18 protein-coding genes are annotated in these 17782 nt (G+C 69.8%); 9 read left to right on the top strand and 9 right to left on the bottom strand.

Annotation, left to right across the window (positions count from 1 at the left end; genetic code table 11):
* Nucleotides 1–185: 185 nt before the first annotated feature.
* Nucleotides 186–644 (top strand): MarR family transcriptional regulator, encoded by a 459-nt coding sequence (locus ABVN73_RS23150; RefSeq protein ID WP_353860943.1) that lies wholly within the window; start codon nt 186–188, stop codon nt 642–644.
* Nucleotides 645–676: 32 nt separating this feature from the next.
* Nucleotides 677–1078, top strand: coding sequence for a DUF1398 domain-containing protein (locus ABVN73_RS23145; RefSeq protein ID WP_353860942.1), 402 nt, complete (start codon nt 677–679; stop codon nt 1076–1078).
* A 16-nt stretch (nt 1079–1094) separates the two neighbouring features.
* Here the strand turns inward: ABVN73_RS23145 and ABVN73_RS23140 are convergent, their stop codons facing one another.
* Nucleotides 1095–2180 (bottom strand): hypothetical protein, encoded by a 1086-nt coding sequence (locus tag ABVN73_RS23140; RefSeq protein WP_353860941.1) that lies wholly within the window; start codon nt 2178–2180, stop codon nt 1095–1097.
* A gap of 289 nt (nt 2181–2469) precedes the next feature.
* On the opposite strand from ABVN73_RS23140, the gene ABVN73_RS23135 reads away from it, so the two are divergent.
* Nucleotides 2470–4527, top strand: a complete 2058-nt coding sequence (locus tag ABVN73_RS23135) for a methyl-accepting chemotaxis protein (RefSeq protein WP_353860940.1) — start codon at nt 2470–2472, stop codon at nt 4525–4527.
* 39 nt (nt 4528–4566) lie between these two features.
* Here ABVN73_RS23135 and ABVN73_RS23130 read toward each other — a convergent pair whose 3' ends face one another.
* Together ABVN73_RS23130 and ABVN73_RS23125 are read right to left on the bottom strand one after the other, a co-directional pair.
* The gene (locus ABVN73_RS23130; RefSeq protein ID WP_353860939.1) at nt 4567–5643 is read right to left on the bottom strand and encodes a DUF2325 domain-containing protein; all 1077 of its coding nucleotides are present in this window, start codon (nt 5641–5643) and stop codon (nt 4567–4569) included.
* A 275-nt stretch (nt 5644–5918) separates the two neighbouring features.
* The gene (locus ABVN73_RS23125; RefSeq protein WP_353860938.1) at nt 5919–6311 is read right to left on the bottom strand and encodes a regulator of nucleoside diphosphate kinase; all 393 of its coding nucleotides are present in this window, start codon (nt 6309–6311) and stop codon (nt 5919–5921) included.
* A gap of 295 nt (nt 6312–6606) precedes the next feature.
* On the opposite strand from ABVN73_RS23125, the gene ABVN73_RS23120 reads away from it, so the two are divergent.
* The 3 genes from ABVN73_RS23120 (at nt 6607) to ABVN73_RS23110 (ending at nt 10312) form a co-directional block, all read left to right on the top strand.
* The gene (locus tag ABVN73_RS23120; protein ID WP_353860937.1) at nt 6607–7866 is read left to right on the top strand and encodes a Glu/Leu/Phe/Val dehydrogenase; all 1260 of its coding nucleotides are present in this window, start codon (nt 6607–6609) and stop codon (nt 7864–7866) included.
* A gap of 164 nt (nt 7867–8030) precedes the next feature.
* On the top strand, nt 8031–9689 hold the full coding sequence (locus ABVN73_RS23115; RefSeq protein ID WP_353860936.1) for an ATP-binding protein: 1659 nt from the start codon (nt 8031–8033) through the stop codon (nt 9687–9689).
* A complete protein-coding gene (locus ABVN73_RS23110) occupies nt 9686–10312 on the top strand; it encodes a response regulator (protein WP_353860935.1) in 627 nt (208 codons plus the stop codon). The genes ABVN73_RS23115 and ABVN73_RS23110 overlap by 4 nt, the downstream gene beginning before the upstream one ends.
* Nucleotides 10313–10375: 63 nt before the next feature.
* Here the strand turns inward: ABVN73_RS23110 and ABVN73_RS23105 are convergent, their stop codons facing one another.
* Genes ABVN73_RS23105 through exbB form a run of 3 tightly spaced genes read right to left on the bottom strand, consistent with a single transcriptional unit; the run spans nt 10376 to nt 12604 of the window.
* A complete protein-coding gene (locus tag ABVN73_RS23105; protein ID WP_353860934.1) occupies nt 10376–11218 on the bottom strand; it encodes an energy transducer TonB in 843 nt (280 codons plus the stop codon).
* On the bottom strand, nt 11215–11637 hold the full coding sequence (gene exbD / locus ABVN73_RS23100; protein WP_014241770.1) for a TonB system transport protein ExbD: 423 nt from the start codon (nt 11635–11637) through the stop codon (nt 11215–11217). The genes ABVN73_RS23105 and exbD overlap by 4 nt, the downstream gene beginning before the upstream one ends.
* Nucleotides 11638–11641: 4 nt before the next feature.
* Nucleotides 11642–12604, bottom strand: a complete 963-nt coding sequence (gene exbB / locus ABVN73_RS23095; RefSeq protein ID WP_353860933.1) for a tonB-system energizer ExbB — start codon at nt 12602–12604, stop codon at nt 11642–11644.
* A gap of 154 nt (nt 12605–12758) precedes the next feature.
* Between exbB and ABVN73_RS23090 the strand changes: the two genes are divergently transcribed.
* Nucleotides 12759–13019 (top strand): hypothetical protein, encoded by a 261-nt coding sequence (locus ABVN73_RS23090; protein WP_353860932.1) that lies wholly within the window; start codon nt 12759–12761, stop codon nt 13017–13019.
* Between the two features lie 24 nt (nt 13020–13043).
* Here ABVN73_RS23090 and ABVN73_RS23085 read toward each other — a convergent pair whose 3' ends face one another.
* From ABVN73_RS23085 to ABVN73_RS23075, 3 genes are all read right to left on the bottom strand, one after another.
* Complete coding sequence (locus tag ABVN73_RS23085) at nt 13044–13865, bottom strand: hypothetical protein (RefSeq protein ID WP_353860931.1); 822 nt, start codon at nt 13863–13865, stop codon at nt 13044–13046.
* Between the two features lie 89 nt (nt 13866–13954).
* On the bottom strand, nt 13955–14311 hold the full coding sequence (locus tag ABVN73_RS23080) for a Lin0512 family protein (protein ID WP_014241764.1): 357 nt from the start codon (nt 14309–14311) through the stop codon (nt 13955–13957).
* A gap of 106 nt (nt 14312–14417) precedes the next feature.
* Nucleotides 14418–16160: a reprolysin-like metallopeptidase gene (locus ABVN73_RS23075; RefSeq protein ID WP_353860930.1), complete on the bottom strand. Its 1743-nt coding sequence runs from the start codon at nt 16158–16160 to the stop codon at nt 14418–14420.
* Between the two features lie 561 nt (nt 16161–16721).
* Between ABVN73_RS23075 and ABVN73_RS23070 the strand changes: the two genes are divergently transcribed.
* Together ABVN73_RS23070 and ABVN73_RS23065 are read left to right on the top strand one after the other, a co-directional pair.
* Entirely contained in the window at nt 16722–17225 is a 504-nt protein-coding gene (locus ABVN73_RS23070; protein ID WP_353860929.1) for a septal ring lytic transglycosylase RlpA family protein, read from the top strand.
* Nucleotides 17226–17362: 137 nt separating this feature from the next.
* Entirely contained in the window at nt 17363–17773 is a 411-nt protein-coding gene (locus tag ABVN73_RS23065; RefSeq protein ID WP_353860928.1) for a hypothetical protein, read from the top strand.
* Nucleotides 17774–17782 lie beyond the last annotated feature (9 nt).

Raw genomic sequence — 17782 nt, 5'->3', positions numbered from 1 at the left:
AAATTACAAAGCAATCCTTCGATTCCCTGGCGCTGCGCGTTTCAAGTTTGAAACTTGGCGTCCTCGTTGCGGGGGAAGTCTTGGCGGAAAGCTGCGTCATCGTGCTGCCGCGACGGCAATCCAAAAAAGTTGACTAGGAAACTGCCTCGCGTTAGTTTCCTAGGAAACTTAAAAAGGTGAAGCCGATGGCCGCATCGGACATCAGCCCGCTGGACGCGCATCTCGGCTATTGGCTGCGCTTCGTGTCGAATCACGTGTCCCATGCCTTCGCCGCAAAGGTGGCGGGGCGGGGAGTGACCGTGGCCGAGTGGGTCGTGCTGCGCGATCTCCACGACGGCGATGGAGTGGCGCCCAGCCTGCTCGCCGACCGGCTGGGCATGACGCGGGGAGCGATTTCAAAACTGGCCGATCGCCTCGCCGCCAAGGGACTGCTCACCCAGACGGCCGACCCCGACGACCGGCGCTGCCGGACGCTGGCGCTCACCCCGGAGGGGCGGGCGTTGGTGCCGGACCTGTCCGCCCTGGCGGACCGCAACGACGCCGACTTCTTCGGGCATCTGGAGCCCGCCGAGCGGGCGCGGATCGAAGACATGTTGAAGAGCATCGTCCGCCGGATGGGCCTGCGCTCCATTCCCATCGATTGACCGCGGCGCTCGCGCGGAACGGAGGAAACGTCATGGGTTCCAAGATCACGGCCATCCTGCGGGAGTGCAGCCGCGCTTCGGACGAGGAGCGCATCAGCTTTCCCGAAGTCGTCGCAGCGCTGGCCGTCGCGGGGGTGGAGCGCTATCACACCGATCTCGTGCGCTCGGAAACGACCTACTATTTCCCGGACGGGACGACGGAGCGGGTGGAGGCCCGGCCCTCTCCCCTGCCGCCGGCCATGCACTTCTCGGTGGAGGGCGTGGAATCCGCCGTCCGCGCCATCCAGTCCGGAACGATCCGTTATGGCGGCTTCCGCGAGCGGGTGCTGCGGGCCGGCTGCGCTGGCTGGACCGTCAGCATCCTCGGCCGGCGGGTCGTCTATTACGGCCGCAGCGGCGACAGCCACACCGAGTGGTTCCCCGGCGCACGCTGACGCCGCTCCTGCGCCGTCACCAGCCCAGGCGGCGGGACAGCACGGGGCCGAGGTCGCCGCGCCACTCCTTCAACTCGGCCTCCGCGCGCTCGACCGCCCGCTGGTCCCGGTAGCGCTTGAGCGCGCGGTTCGCGTCGCCGCGCGCCTCCATGGCGGCCAGCCGCTTCGCCACCTCCGGCTCCGACGCCACGGCCTGCCGCCAGCGCTCCAGCCGCACCTCCGCCACCGCGTCCACGATGGGCTGCAGCGCCGGCATGCGGCCCAGCTTCTTGACACCGGGCGCCAGCCGGGCGGCGGCGGCGGCGGCGGCCTCCTTGGGAATGCGCGGGAAGGCCCGTTGCACCGCCTTGGTGAGGGCGTCCTTGATGTCGTCGCCGCGCTGCTTCGCCTCGGCGCCCCGACTCACCCGAGCGGCGGCGCGCGCCTGCTTCCTGGCGTGCCAGGACAGGATGCCGTCGGCGATTTCCCGCGCGTCGGCGTCGAGCCAGACGACGCTGCCCGCCCCGTCCGCGATCAGGGCCTTCGCCGCGTCGGGAAGCTCCGGGTCGTCCGCGGAGGCCGCTCCGGCAAGACCCAGCGCCTTCAACGACCGCAAGGAGCGCGCCCGTCCATCGTCACCGGCCAGAAGGACGGATTCTGCCACGGTCCCGCCATCCAACAGGCTGTGCAGAAGTTCCAGATCGCCGTGCGTCCAGCGGCGGGCGGCGGTCAGCCGGTCCACCCGCAGGCGCAGAAGGTCGCGCGCCGCCGGCCGGGGGGCGGCCGGAACGCAGCGCTCCACACGCCACACGCCACCCTCGAACCGCGCGACAACCCATTGCGCGCCGTTCTCGACGGGCTGGTCGGTGGCGAAGGCTCCGTCCAGATTCCAGCGGTCGCTGGCCCGCAGGCAGCCCTCCGGCGGCGCCAGCCACGGTGTTCCCGGCTTGGAATAGAAGCTGGAAGCCACCGGGCTGCGCAGGACGAAGCGCCAGCCCGCGACCTCGGCGGCGAGGCTGTCGGGCATGGCGGCCGGGCGGGGCGCGTCGCCCAGCTTCAGGAGGGGTTCGGGGGCGTTCTGGCTGGGCTGAGAGGCTTCGGGCGACGGGTGTTCTGACGGCATGACGGCTCCTTCCGGCCGCACTGTAGCACAGCGCGCGGCGGCGCCCCGCAACTTTAGACGCTTGCCCGCTTGTCGCATCGGGCCGCTTTCCGGAAATTTTCCGAAAGCAAATGCGCAATTTCGGCAATCGATCTCGGCGATTCTTTCCGTTGGTGTGCCGGTTCCCGCATGCAGAGATCCTTTGACAAAGATCAAGGAAAGGCCCGAGGGCCTGGGCTTGACTCTGCCAATGCTGTCCGTGTCCCAGGGTGAATCCATGCGATTATTGTCAATCAAGGCAACGCTACCGGTGATTGTCGGCGGGCTCGCCCTCCTCGGGATCGGCATGGCGGGCGACGCCGCGTATGTGGCCCTTCGCGGCGTCGAGGCGGCCACGGCCTATCGGACCGTCAATCAGGTGGCCAGCCGCCTGGTCATCGCGGCGGGTGATCTCGCCGTGGAGCGGGGCACCACCAACGGCGCGCTCAACAGCCCCGAACCGCTGTCCTCCGAGCGGCGCGCCCGTCTGGACCAGCGCCGCAGCGCCGCCGACGCCGCGCTGCGCGCCGCGTTGGAGGATCTGCGCGGCGTCCCCGAGATAGTCGCGCATGGGTCGCGCCTGGGCGCCATGGAAGCCTCGTTGGTGGACCTGCGGAACCGCCGGCGCGGGGTCGACGAGGCCTTGGCCCGCAACGTCGGCGAGCGGGCGCCGGACGTCGTCTCGGGGTTCGGCGGCGTGGTCACCGCCCACATCGAGCGGGTCGGGGCCCTGCGCCTGCTGCTTGAGGCGGTCGCTCCGCCGCCGAAGACGGCGACCCTCCAGCTCGTCCAGCTGCGCGGCTACGCGGCGGACATGGCCGAACACGCCGGGCGCGAGCGCGGCCTGTTCAACGCCCTCATCGCCGGCGGCCGGCCGGTCGCTCCAACGCAGGCCGAAGCCCTGGCGAAGTCCCGCGGCCGGCTGGAGCAGGCGTGGGACGGCATCCGCGCTCTGCGCACCCGTCCGGACATCGCGCCCGATCTGGCGCGGGCCATCGACGGGGTGGAGGCCGCGTTTCTCCAGGGCTTCGCCGAGACCCGGCAGGCGGTGCTGAAGGGGGGTGCGGACGGCCGCTATACCATGTCCTCCGACGAATGGATGAGCCGGGCGACCGTGGGCATCGAGTCCATCCTCACGCTGGCCGGCACGGTGGGCGCCGCCATTGACTCGGCGGTTGCGCAGGCCGCGGAGGAGGCGCGCTCCGACCTGCTCGTCAGCCTCGCCGTCCTCACGCTCAGCCTGCTGCTGGGGGTTGGCGGCTCGCTGCTGGTGATCCGCCGGATCGTCCGGCCGCTGACCGCGATGACCGGGGCGATGCGGCAGATGGCCGACGGCGATCTTGCGGTGGCCATCCCCGGCACCGGGCGGCGCGACGAGATCGGCGCCATGGCGCAGGCCGTCGCGGTCTTCCAGGAGCACGCCGTCGCGCGCGCGCGGCTGGAGGAGGAGCAACGGCGCGACCAGGAGACGCGTGAGCGGCGGGCGGCCGCGCTGGACCGGCTGACCCGCGGCTTCGAAGCGAAGGTGAGCGGGCTGGCCGGCACCCTGTCGTCCGCGGCGACGGAGATGGAGGCGACCGCCGGCTCCATGTCGGCGGCGGCCCAGCAGACGAACCACCAGTCCTTCGCGGTGGCCGCCGCGTCGGAGCAGGCCTCGACCAACGTGCAGACCGTGGCGGCGGCGACCGAACAGCTCACCGCCTCCATCCGGGAGATCGGCAACCGCGCCGCCCAGTCGCAGGTGATCACCACGCGGGCCGTCGCGGACGCCCGTCGGACGGACGAGACGGTGCGGCTGATGGCCGGCTGCGCGCAACGCATCGGCGAGGTGGTCAGGCTGATCCAGGCCATCTCCAGCCAGACGAACCTGCTGGCGCTCAACGCCACCATCGAGGCCGCCCGCGCCGGCGACGCCGGCAAGGGATTCGCCGTCGTGGCGCATGAGGTGAAGACCCTGGCCAGCCAGACCGCCCAGGCGACCGACGACATCGCGGCGCAGATCGCCCAGGTGCAGACGGTCACGCGCGACGCCGTTTCGGCGATCCAGGGGATCGCCACGGTGATCGGCGAGGTGAACGAGATCGCCACCGCCATCGCCGCCGCGGTGGAGGAGCAGGGCGCCGCCACCCAGGAGATCACCCGCAACGTCCAGCAGGCGGCCGTCGGCACGCAGGAGGTCGCCTCCAACATCGCCGGCGTGCAGCAGGCGGCCAACGACACCGGGACGGCCGCCGCCCATGTGCTGAGCGCGGCGCAGGCGCTGTCGCAGCAGGCGGAACGGCTGACCGGCGAGGTCGGCGAGTTCCTCGCCGGTGTCCGCAGCGCCTGACCGGACCGGGTGCGGCCGCGCCAAGGGTTCGGGCGGCGCTCAGTGGTGGGCGGCGTCCTCGCCGGCGCCGTCCCGCCCGAAGCTGTGCAGGATGCGGGCGAAGCTGGTGGCGCCGGCGCTGCGCATCGGCACGAAGGGTTTGCCCATGCGGCGGCACAGCCCCTTCACCCGCAGGCAGGCGTCGTGGCTGACGCAATCGACGGGGCAGACCACCACGTCGGCGCGCTCGACCAGACCTTCCAGGCAGCGGGTGGTCTGCTCGAACCCGCCGTCATGGTGCAGCAGGCAGCCGTTGCGGGTCTCCACCGCCGCCCGCAGGTGGGGCAGGCTCTTGGTCCGTCCGCCCACATAAAGGATGGCCCGCCCGCCGAGGTCGGTCGGCGCGTTCGTCTCGGCGACGGCGGTGCGGCGGACCTGCGCGGCCGGTGGGTCGAGCAGGCGGCGCAGCCGCTCCACCTCCGCCTCGGCGTGGCGCGCGCGCATGCGCTCGCTGGCGACGCGGCGGTGCAGGGCCTCCATGGTGCGCTGCAGGCGCGCCTGGCCGGGCGCGCGGCCGGACGGGGCTTTCGCGGCGCTTGTCGTTTCCGGAGCCGCGGGAGCGGCCCGTTGGGCGGTGAGTTGCGCCTCCAGCTCCCGGATGCGGGCGTCCTTCTCGGCGACGCGCTCGGCGGCGGCGCGGTCCTGCTTCGTCAGCCGGGCCGCCAAGTCCTCGCAGCGCCGGGCCAGATCACGGTTCTCCCGCAGTTGGCGCCGGTTCTCGCCACCCATGATGTGCGAGAGCATGTGCACGTCGGCGAAGGCGCGCACCCGCACCGCGTCGGGCATGGCGCCGTGGCTCAGCACGCCCCAGTAGGCGGCGGCCACGTCGCCCGAGGCCACCGCGGCGGTCCACAGCGCCATCCACCCGTCTTCGGTCGTCTCGCGGGCGAAGCGCTTCACCGCGACGGCGAAGGTCTCGTCCAGCCGCTTGTGCATCAGCCGGGCCTCCGGCCCGTCCTCCGCGGCCTTCTCCACGAAATAGCGGTGGATGTCGTAGGGGCGGGCGTCCGCGGTGGGGACCAGCTTCAGCCGCCGGCACAGCCACGCCACGTCCTCCGACGACAGGCAAGTGCCCACGATCGAACAGTGATACTCCGTTGGGATCGTCCACAGCTTCCGGCGTTTGGCCTGTCCCAGCACGCAGGATGGCACGGTCTTCCGACAACGCTCACACATCGTCTCCGCCCCCGATCGGTTTCGGCTGTTGGGTCTCGGGTCCCGTCCGGAGCCAAGCGGGGCCGTGGAGCGGAACAGGCTCCACTAATAATGCGATTCATTCGCATTTGCAAATGAAGAGCGAGGCCGGCCGAGCGCGCCGTGCGGCGGCGTCGATCCGCAGGCGTGGCGGCGGCTCAGGCGGGGAGGACGCGCTCGACCATCAGCCGGCGTGTGGTGCCGTCCGCATCGCTGTAGGGCATCCGGGCGCCTTCCCGAAGACCGAGCAGGGCCACCCCCAGCGGAGAGGCGACGGTGATCTGATCCTCCTTGGGCGATTGGTCCGGGTACACCAGCTCTCCCCATTCGGGCGGCATGCCGTCATCGCGGCGGAACAGGAACCGGCTGCCCATGCGCACGATGGTCCGGGGAAGGTCGCATTCCGGGCGGACGATCGCCCGTTCCAACTCCCTCGACAGGAACGCCCGGACGTCCGGGTCCTGCGCGGCCAGCCGGTCCATGGCCCGCAGCAGGCGCCCATAATCCATGCGGCCGATCCAGATCAGCGGCCGGTCGGTTTCCTCGGTCATCGGTGCGTCCTCGACTGCGCGGCGACGGTGGTTCAAGCCCGGACGGACTCTCGCCCACGGGCATTGTCCGCGGCCATCCGTATGATTACGGAGCGCGAGAAACGCACCGGCGCGTAAAAATTTTATCGTTGTTTTGCAGTATGTTACACGATTTCCGTAGTAATACGGATATTTTGATCCGGGTTATTCCCCAGTAGAAAAGCCGTCATATGCCTTAGGGGAAGTGAGCAGAACCTTCCAGGAAGGAGATGCGGCCAACCTTCGGTGCTCCTGACCGAAACCATGGGGAAAAGGAATGGACGATCTGCTTTCGGGGGCGCTGAGCCGCCTGGATGAAGCCGCCAAGCACGTCGAGGTGGATTCCGAGGTTCTCGAGAAACTGAAATACGCCAAGGAGACCCTGAGCGTCCGCCTGTCGGTGCGCATGGACGACGGATCGCGCCGTTCCTTCCCGGCGTGGCGGTGCCGCTACGACGACACTCGCGGCCCGACCAAGGGCGGCATCCGTTTCCACCCGAGTTCCAACGTCGAGGAGGTGACCACGCTGGCCTTCTGGATGACCTTCAAGTGCGCGGTGATGAACCTGCCCTATGGCGGGGGCAAGGGCGCGGTGAAGGTCGATCCGCACAGCCTGTCCAAGTCGGAGCTGGAGCGTCTGTCGCGGGCCTATGTGCAGGCCTTCGCCGGCATGATCGGACCTGACCGCGACATCCCGGCGCCGGACGTCTACACCAACTCCATGATCATGGGGTGGATGGCCGACGAGTACAGCTCCATCGTCCGCCAGCCGAGCCCGGCGGTCATCACCGGAAAGCCGCTGCCGCTCGGCGGCTCCCTCGGGCGTGACGACGCGACCGCGCGCGGCGGCTACTACCTCATCAAGCATCTGGAGGAGGATCTGCGCCTGTCCGGATCGGCCCGCCGGGTGGTGATCCAGGGCTACGGCAACGCCGGCTTCCACATCGCCCGCCTGCTGCATGCGGACGGCTATCGCATCGTCGGCCTGTCCGACTCCCGCGGAGCCATCGTCTGCGAGGACGGGCTGGACCCGCAAGCCGTGCAGACGGCCAAGGAGCGGGGCGGCTCGGTGACCGCCTACACCGAGAACGGCGCCCGTGCGGTGAGCGGCGACGAGCTGCTGGGAACCGATTGCGAAATCCTGGTCCCCGCGGCTCTGGAGGATCAGATCCACAAGGGCAACGCCGGACTCATCAAGGCGCGGGTTGTCCTGGAACTCGCCAACGGCCCGATCACGCCGGACGCCGACCGCATCCTGAACGAGGCCGGCGTCATCGTCCTGCCCGACATCCTGGCGAACGCCGGTGGGGTGACGGTGTCCTACTTCGAGTGGGTGCAGAACCGTCAGGGCTACTATTGGGGCCTCGGCGAGATTCACGAGCGCCTTCGCGTGATCATGGAGACCGAGGGCCGCCGGGTCTGGGACATGGGCACGGCCAAGTCCATCCCGATGCGCACGGCGGCCTACGCCCACGCGCTGGAACGGCTGTCGAAGGCCATCGCCGCGCATGGAACGCAGCCGTTCTTCGTCGGCTGATTCATGCGTCGCGGGGACGGGAGCCCGCCGGGCTCCCACCCATCGCATCGGCGTCCATGTGCATAGGCGCCCATTGCATAGGTGAACGCGCCGGGTGGGCGTTATAGTCGAAGCCTCGTCCACCCATGCCGTTGCGCTCGTGCAGTCCGAAAGAACGCCTTGAGATGCCTTTCCCACCCGCCAGTCGCGCGACGGGTACACCCGCCATCCTGACCGGCCGGGACATGGTCGTGCTGTCGCTCGCCTTCCTGGCGGCCTATCTGCCCATCGACTGGCTGACCTTCATCCACCCGCGCCCGAGCCTCAACATCACGCCGTGGAACCCGCCGGCGGGGCTCTACATGGCCCTTCTGCTGTGGACCGGCGCGCGCGGCCTGCCGATGGTCTACGCCACGCTGATCCTGGCCGATCTGGTGGTGCGGGGGCATCCCGCCTCGATCGCCTCGCTGCTGCTCTCGAACCTCGCCATCGTCGCCGGCTACGGGGCGGCCGCCCATGTGCTGCGCCACAGGGTGGGGATCGGTCTGGCGTTGAACCGGGTGCGCGACGTCGGCTGGCTGGTCGGAGTCACCTTCCTCAGCGCCGCCGTCGTGGCGCCCGTCTTCGTCGGCGTGTTCGTCCTGGACGGGGCCTTGCCCGCCTCCGAGCTGCCGACGCTGGCCTTCCAATACTGGCTGGGCGACGCCATCGGCATCGCCGTGGTCACGCCCTTCGTCCTTCTCCTGCACCAACCGGACAAGACGCCCGCCTGGAGCGTGCCGAGGACGCCCACGGCCGCCCAGACGGCCGCCATCGCCGCGGCCCTGCTGCTGGTCTTCCTGCCCATCGGCGACGGCCAGTTCAACCTGTTCTACGTGCTGTTCCTGCCCCTCGTCTGGGTCGCCGTGTCGCACGGCCTGCCGGGTGCGGTGCTGGCGGCCCTGGCCATCCAGAGCGGCCTGATCGCCGGGCTGCAGGCGATCGGCCTTCCCCTGGGCGCGGTGATCTATCACCAGACGCTGATGCTGGCCCTGGCCATCACGGCCCTGTTCCTCGGCGCGCTGGTCAGCGAGCGGCGCGAGGTCGAGGCCCGGCTGCGCCAACACCAGAGCGAACTGGCCCATCTCTCGCGCCTCACCGTGACGGGGGAGATGGCCTCGGCCCTGGCCCACGAGCTGAACCAGCCGCTGCTGGCCGCCATCAGCTACGCGCGCGCCGCCCAGCGCCTGCTGGAGGGCGGCGACACCCCGCCGCGCGCCCACGACCTCATCGACAAGGCGGTGATCCAGGCGGAGCGCGCGGGCGAGGTCATCCGCGGGCTGCGCACCTTCCTCAGCAAGGGATCGCTGCAGCTGGCGCCGGAATCGGCCAGCGAGATCCTGCGCGAGACGCTGACCCTGGTGCGGGGGGACGCGGCCTACAACCGGGTCCAGCTGAAGGTGGACATGACGGAGCCGCTTCCCCTCGTGCTGTGCGACCGCATCCAGATCGAGCAGGTCCTCCTCAACCTCGTGCACAACAGCATCGAGGCCATCGCCGCGGCCGACAGCCCGGTGCGCGAGGTCGTCCTGCGCGTCCGGGCGACGCCGCCGGACGGCCTGACCTTCGAGGTCGAGGACAGCGGACCCGGCGTGTCGGCGGGCATGGTCGACCATCTGTACTCGCCGTTCGCCACCACGAAGCCGGCGGGCATGGGGCTCGGCTTGCCCATCTGCCGCTCGATCGTCGAAAGCCACGGCGGCAGGCTGTGGCTCGGCCGCACCGGTCCGACCGGTTCCGTTTTCCAGGTCTTTCTGCCCGCAGACTCTGCCCGCAGCCCGTCCAAACACCCGGCCGTCCCATGACCCAGACCAGCAGCCTCTCCGCCACCGAACCGACCGTCTTCATCATCGACGACGACGAGGCGGTCCGCGACGCCCTCTCCGTTCTCGTCGAAGTGGCCGGCCTGTCCGTGCGCACCTTCGTCAACGCTCTGGAATTCCTGCACCGCTGCGACCCGGAGCAGCCGGGCTGCGTGGTGGCCGACCTCCGCATGCCCTTCATGGACGGGCTGGAGCTTCAGGAGGAACTGGCCCGGCGCGGCTGCGGCCTGCCGGTCATCATCATCACCGCCCATGGCGAGGTGAGCGCCGCGGTCACCGCCTTCCGGTCCGGAGCCGTCGATTTCCTGGAGAAGCCCTTCGACGACGGCGTCTTCCTGCGCCGCATCCATGAGGCCTTGCAGCGCGACGCCCACCAGCGCCGGGACCGCTCCGCCGCGGAGTCCGCCCTGGCGAAGCTGGCTCTTCTCAGCCCCCGCGAGCGGGATGTCGCGGCCCTGATGGTGGAGGGCTGCGCCAACAAGGCCATCGCGATCCGCCTCGGGATCGGCGTCCGCACGGTGGAGACCCATCGGGCGAACATCCTCGGCAAGCTCGACATCCGCACGGTTCCGGAACTCATGCGCCTGTGGATGCACTTGCCGTGATGCGCCGCCAGCTCCGCGGCGCCTGAGCGCTCGGATCCCGGCGACCCGGAGGCCGCCGGCGGGTCAGCGCAGGAAGTACTGCACCGGCACGACCAGCTCCATACGGTCCTGCGCCACCTCCGGCGGCGGGGCCGGAAGCGGGGAAGCGCGTTCGACCAGAGCGATCGTCTCCTCGTCCAGCGCTTCGAAGCCGGAGCCCTTGTGCAGCCGCACCGACACCACCCGACCCTGCCGGTCAATGGTGATGTGCACCTGCGGAACGCCCTGCTGGCGCCGCATCTGGGCGATGCGGGGATAGCGCTTGTAACGCTCCAGATGGCCGAGGACGGCGCCGTGCCAGGTGGGCAGCGCGTTGCTGTTGCGCGGCGCCGGTGCCGCCTGGGCCGGGGCGCCCGCGGGCGGGGCGGCGGTGGCGGGGTTGGCCGGGGCTTCGGTCACCGGCTTGGGCGGCGCCTGCGGCTGCGGGCGCGGCTTCGGCGGTTCGGCCTTGGGCTTCGGCTTGGGCTCTTCCTTGGGCTTCGGCTTCGGCTTGGGCGGCGGCTCGGGCAGGGCGACCTCCGCCGGGACGGGCGGCGGCGGCTCCGGGGCGATCTCGGGGATGGGTTCCGGCTCCGGTTCGGGCTCGATCACCGGCTCGGGCGGCACCTCCGGCTCCGGGAGCATCGATTCCAGAGTCGGCGGCGGCTCGGCGGGCGGCGTTTCCGGCAGCGGCGGCAGGTCGAGCATCACCGCGGGCGGCATCGCCGGCGCCTCCTCCATCGCGACGTGCCAGGACAGCGCGCCGACCGCGACGAGGGCGTGGGCGCCCAGTACGACCAGCAGGCTGCCGCCCCAGCGCGCCAGGGCGGGCGCCGTGCGCTCCTCGCCGTCCGGCAGGTCGTTGGGATCGACGGTCGCCACGCTCATTTCGCGGCCGCGCCTTCCAGGCCGACCAAGGCGATCTTGAGATAGCCGGCGGCGCGCAGCGCGTTCATCACCTCGGTCAGCGCGCCGTAATCCACGCTGCGGTCGGCGCGCAGGAAGACGCGCGCGCCCTTGTCGCCGTTCGTCACCCCGTCCAGCGCCGCCGCCAGGGACTCCCGCGCCACCGGCGTGTCGCCGACCGACAGGCTCTTGTCGGCCTGGATGGTCAGGAACAGCGGCTTGTCGGGCCGCGGCTGCGGCTGGGCGGTCGAGGCCGGCAGGTCCACCGGCACGTCCACCGTCGCCAGCGGAGCCGCCACCATGAAGATGATGAGCAGCACAAGCATCACGTCGATGAAGGGCGTGACGTTGATGTCGTGCGACTCGGTGAGATCGTCGCCGTCGTCGAGACGCGCCGCCATGGCCTTACTCCGCCGCCTTGGACACGGCGCGCGGCAGGGCGCGGCGGTCCATGTCGCGGCTCAGCAGCCGCAGCACCGCCGCCGAGGAATCGCCGAGCTGGGCGCGGTAGCCGCCGATGGAGCGGGCGAAGCCGTTGTAGATGACCACCGCCGGGATGGCCGCGACGAGGCCGATGGCCGTCGCCAGCAGCGCCTCGGCGATGCCCGGAGCCACCACGGCGAGGTTGGTCGTCTGCGACTTGGCGATGCCGATGAAGCTGACCATGATGCCCCACACCGTGCCGAACAGCCCGACGAAGGGGGCCGTGGAGCCGATGCTGGCGAGGATGCCGGTGCCGCGCATCATGCGCCGCCCCTCCGCCGCCTCGATCCGCTCCAGGCGGGAGGCCGCGCGCTCCTTCAGACCCTCCTGCGAGGGGGCGTCGGCGGACTGGTGGGCCTCGGCGATCACGGCGCGCAGGAAGGCGGTGGCCGGGGTCTTCTCGAAGCCGATGCTCTCCGCCGCCTGGGTCAGCGACCGCGCCTGCTCCAGCGCCGCCAGGGAGGCCCGCGCCTTGCGCTTGGCCTTCGACAGCTCCAGCGACTTGGCGAGGAAGATGGTCCAGGTCGCCACCGACGCCAGCGCCAGCCCGATCATCACCGCCTGCACCACCGGGCTCGCCGCCATGAACATGCCCCAGGGGGACAGGTCGTGCGGCAGGATCGCCGTCGCGGCGGTCATGTGGTCCAGCCCGGCGGCCGCTCCAGCCGCGGCGTCCGGCGCCGCCAGCGGGGCCGCCAGCGCGTCGGCGGCGGGCGCCGTCACAGGCGCCGTCGCAGGGGCCGTCAGGGGGGCTGCCGGGGAAGCCGGCGCCGCGGGGGTGCCGTTGCTTGCGGGGACGCCCTGCGCCCAGCCAACTCCGCTCGACAGGAAGGTGCCGGCGGCGGCCATCGCGGCGATGGAACGGGTGTGAAGCGCTGTGAGCATTGGCGGTTCAAACTTCTTTGCGGCTGACTTCCCTCCTGTATAGTGCGAACGACTCTCATTTGCACCCATAAAGTGCCATGATGCTGCTATGCGACAAATGGGCAGCGCGGCGGTTGTTGACGGCGTGACCGATGAACCGCAAGGGGAGAGTGCGATGCCCAACGTCCGGACCGTTTCGGAACATGGCAGCTTCCGGCTCGTCGAACGGGACGGCCGCTACGCCGTGATCGAGGCGCGCGACGGCCAGGTCTATGGCCTCCACGGGGAAGCGGGAGACCGTCCCAGCGCGCCGGACCGTCCGGACGCCGCCGAAGCCGTCGTCGCTTCCGGCGATTGGAGCGCCGAGGAGGAGGCCCGCCGCCGCTTCGAGGATCTCACCGCCCGCGGCGAGGAGCTGGCCCGCAAAATCTGGTGAACCGCATCGGGAGACCGGCGCGGTTCAGAACGCCTGGATCGCCGTTGAGGAGACCGTCCGCCACCGGGCGTCGGCCTCCGTCAGCATGGTCTGGATGTGGCCGATGTGCACCTGACCGTAGAGGATCAGGATGTTGCGGTCCGGTTCGGCCTTGATGGCCGCCACCACCTTGTCCTCGCGCAGGGTGGTCAGCGCGGGCGGCAGGGCCTCGCGCACCATGGAGCCCGACGCCGTGGTCGCCAGCATGATCCGGATGGCGGCCTGGACGCGCCGTTGCACCCAGCCCGGCAGCGTGTCGTATTCGTTCCGGAGCTGCGCGAGATCGATGGTGTCCGGACCGGCCTCGTCCGGGTCGTCGGGGGGCAGGGCGGCCAGCAGTTGCGACAGGGTGACGTCGACGTTGCGGGCGTCCGGCCCCGGCGGACCGATCAGGGCGCGGTTGTCCTGAAGCACCAGCCCGTCGCCGAGCAGGCTCGCCATCATCTCGTAGGGATGCTGCTTGCTGTCCGGGTTCCAGTCCGCCCCCAGCCGGCGCAGCACGTCGGCGACCCCGGCGGGGTTTGAGGCGTCGTCGGGACGGACCTCCTCGTAGAAGACCAGCCAGCCGTCCTGGCGCCGCTGCGTGATGTGGCGGGCGATCGCGGCGTAAAAGTCCGGCTTGGCGACGTGGACCATGCCCTGCATCTCCACCTGCCGCCGCCCGTCGCTCATCACGACTCGGGACAGTTCCAGGGGAATGTGGTCGGCGATCACCGGCAGGGCGGCCACCACCCCCACGGTCAGGGTGACGAGGCCGCCGGCCAGGATGCCGACGGCGATCAGGGCGGTTCGGAGCGCGCGCTTCATGCCCCGACGCTGGCACGAAACGGGCGGCGGGGGCAACCGCTCCGAACTCGAGGGCCGAAGGCCGGGCATCATATCTCAGACGCCAAACCTCAGACGCCGACCTCCACCGCGGCGTTGACGATGTAGATCATCTCGTTGCGGTCGTTCTTGTCGGCCAGGAAGATGCCGCTGGGCGCCAGCATGCCGCCGGACACCACGTTGAAGGACACCTGCCCATAGGGGAAGACGGCCCGCACGGCCTCCAGATCCAGGCGGTCGGCGTCCGCCGGGACGGCCAGATGGACGCGGACCTGCATCCGGCTGGTGTCGCCATCGACCAGCGCTCTCATGCCGGGCATGGAATTGCGCTCGATGGCGTTGCGCACCGCGCGCACGGCGGCCTTGGTCACGTCCTGCCCATGCAGATCGGCGCCCATGCCGAGCTCGACGAACATCACCTGTTTCATGGTTGCGGGTTCTCCTTGTCCCTGGGGCAACGGTTGCGCCCAGAATGCGCGACAGTGGCGCTGCCGCCCCCCTCCGACCACCGCTTTTTCAAACTGCGGAAACCGGTCAGCCGATCCGGAAGGCGAGATAGCCGTCCACCCCGGTCTGCCCGGTGCTGGTGACCAGTCCGCCGGGGGCCAGCCCGCTGAAGGTGAGGCTGAGGTCGGTGCCGTGGTTGCCGTCGAGGTCGATCCGCGCGGTGGCTCCCTGATGGCCGCTGGCGCCCGCCAGATCCTCCCAGGTCAACCGGGAAATGGCGGCGGCCCAGCCCCAGGCGATGGCCCATTCCTCCGGTTGCAGGTCTGTCACGGTCGACCATGTGACGCTCTCGTCCCGTCCGTCGATGAAGAAGGTGTCCACGCCGGCTCCGCCGCTCAGGAAGTTGGAGCCCGCGCCGCCGTCGAGGACATCGTCTCCGCCTCCGCCCTGCGCGGCGTCGTTGCCGGCGAGGAGATTCATGAAATCGCCCTGGTCGCTGCCGACGACCGCTTCGCTCGACGCCGTTCCCAGAAACTGGTTTCTCAGCCTGGCGACCGGGCCGTCGTAGGACGCCATGCGCGCCTCGTAGCTCCGGGTGCCATCGTGGACGAGGGCGCGCTGGTCCGGCGCGGGGCGGGGCAGAACGGTGGGGGCCTGCTGCCGGTCGACGATCCGGTCGGTGAAGACCAGACGTTCAACGTCATGCAACCGGTCGGTGCCGCCGGCCCCGGTGACGATCAGGTCCGTTCCGTTGCCCAACGGATCGGCGGTCACGAAGACGTTCGCGGAGGGAAAGCCGTAGGTGGCCGTGTCGCTGTCGCTGCCGCCGTCGAGTAGATCGTCGCCGGCCCCACCGTCCAGCGTGTCGTCGCCCGCCTCCCCCTCCAGCGTGTCGGCGAAGGCGGATCCGTTCAGCCGGTCGCCCGCCGATCCTCCGACGACGGTCTCGATGCGGGTGCCGTGGCCGACGAAGAACTGGTTCCGAGCCAGGATCGACGCGTCCTGCGCCGAGAACCAGCCCCAACCGTTCGCCAAATCGATGGTCACGGGGACGTCCGAGCCCCCTGCGGACAGGGTGTCGTTGCCCCCGCCGTCCCAGAGGTAGCGCCCCGGTGCCCCCGGCGTCAGGAGATACAGGTCGTCGCCGGCGCGCACGGTGGGGTTGGGGCCATAGAGGCGCTGGATCGCGGCGATGTCATAGACACCCAGCCCGCCGGGCCAGACGCCGTAATAGGACATGATGGTGTTGGCCCGGTTGTCCTCGGCGGGCGGCAGGAAGGGCGGGGTGCCGCTGCCCGTGCCGTTGTAGTCGCCGGGATGCTTCAGGCCCAGCGCGTGGCCGATCTCATGGATGTAGGTCCGGTAGCCGGCCGATTCGGGGTCGAGGTAGATGTAGGAGCCCGCCGGGTTGGGGTAGTAGGCCATGCCGGAGGCGCGGAAGACGTCCAGTTGGCTCATATGGAACTGCAAATTGGCGGTCATGGGGTCTGCCGGCTGCGCGAAGGCGAGGTTGGCGACCGAACTCCATTCCCCCATCGCTTGCAGCGCCATGGCCCGCTGACCGCTGTCGAGGGGGCGGAAGCCGGGGACGTAGCGGAGGCCGGCGTTCACCACCCAGCCGTAGGTCAGGGTATAAGGCGGGGGCGCGGCGTCATCCGTCGGCGCCCCCCAGCGGCGCCCGCTGTCGAAGGCGCGGAGGAACAACGGGTCGCCGGCGCCGCCCGTCGTCCGTCCCGCCGTCGCCGGGCCTGGAATGCCTTCATAGACTGATTGATCATCGCTGGTTTCATCTCCGTTCTCGCCAAGGCCGGGAATCCGAGGCTCACTCATCTCCGCGCGCTCCGTCGGGGTGGATCGATGTTTCGATAAATTCGTTCCGAATTTTGATGATGTTTGGCGAAAACGATCAGCGTTCGTCTTTCAATCGTCCAATACTTATGACAAGGCGTTTGACGGCGTTCAATCGATCAGGCGGCACCTTCAACATTGTTGGGAGGGAATTTTTCAGCGGATTTTCAGCGTCTTGGAGATGTTCCGGGAAATTCCTTCCACACACTCGCGACGCGGCGGTGATGCTGGATTCTGCGTTGGGAGCGACTGAAGGGATTTCGCGGATGGCATCGAATGCAATATTTCAAAATGAAATCTCCAGACATCCGCTTACGTTTTAAGAAAATGGCCAAATAAAATCGTTAAAGAATATTAAGGCGCAATCCTGTCACAGGATAGATGTGGATTCGCGGATTGACATGATTGGGAGATTCCGCAACCGTTGCCGCAGAACAACAAAGGGGGAGAAAAAGAGTGCGGTATGGCTGTGTTGCGCTCGCCGTCTGTGCTGTTTCTGTTGGGGCATGCTCGTCCACTGCACAGATCGCCACCGTCCCGCCAGTGCCGCAGGACATCGCGTTTGAGGAAACATCGGCGCCGGTCGTTCCGGACATCGAGCCGGTGTATGTCCACAAGGGCAAGGCGTCCTATTACGCCGATTTCTTCCATGGCCGGACCACGGCGTCGGGGGAGCGCTTCAGCCAGAACCGGCTGACCGCCGCGTCCCGCCGGCTTCCCCTGGGCAGCCGGGTGACGGTGACCAACGCCGACAACGGGCGCAGCGTCGAGGTCGTGATCAACGACCGCGGCCCCTACGTGAAGGGCCGGGTGATCGACCTGTCCCGCAAGGCGGCCAGCGAACTGGGCATGATCGAGGACGGCGTGGTGAACGTCCGCGTCGAAGCCCGGCCGTCCGACCAGCCGAACCGCTCGCTGCGCCACCGGCTGGAGCGGATGGTCGCCGCTCTCTACCCCGACCGCAAGCGCGAGACGGAACCGCTTGTGACGGTGGCCGAACGGCCCGAACCGGATGTGAACGGGACGGACCTGGGCGCCGCCGAGTAACGGAACCGCGTCCCGTCCGACGCGTCCCACCCAAACGCACAACGCGCAGGCTTCCGCCCAACGGGCGCCGCGCCGCGAAGGCCGCCGATGCGTTCCCGCGGATGGCGGAGCCGTGCGCACAGAGGAGGTTTCACCCCATGCTGAAACTGGTCATCCGCGACACGCATCACGCCGCCGGCCTGTTCCTGGAGCAGGTGGACAACGTCCGCCAGCTCATCGCCGAGTTGAAGGCGCTGAAGCGCGTTCCGTCCGCCTCGCTTTATCTGGAAGGGCTGGCCGAACGCTGCCTGCGGCGCGGCTGGACGGTGATTCCCGCCGATCCGCTGATTCGCGGCTGCACGTCGCGCACCCACATCGTCGAGCTGCATCTCGACCCCAACCAGCCGGGTGCGCCCTTCGTCGGCATCTACGAGCCGGGGGAGGACGGCACCCCCTGCCGCCGCCTGCACGATTCCCTGGAGGGGCTGGCGAGCCGCCTGCGCCTGCCGCCGGCCAACGCCGGCACGGCGCTGGCGACGGTGGAGCAGGCCCCCGCGCTGGCCGCCTGAGGCCAGCGC

This window comes from Azospirillum formosense, from assembly GCF_040500525.1.
GTDB lineage: Bacteria > Pseudomonadota > Alphaproteobacteria > Azospirillales > Azospirillaceae > Azospirillum > Azospirillum formosense_A.
Note: the sequence above shows the minus strand (reverse complement) of the source record. Positions and strands in the feature narration are given on the sequence as shown.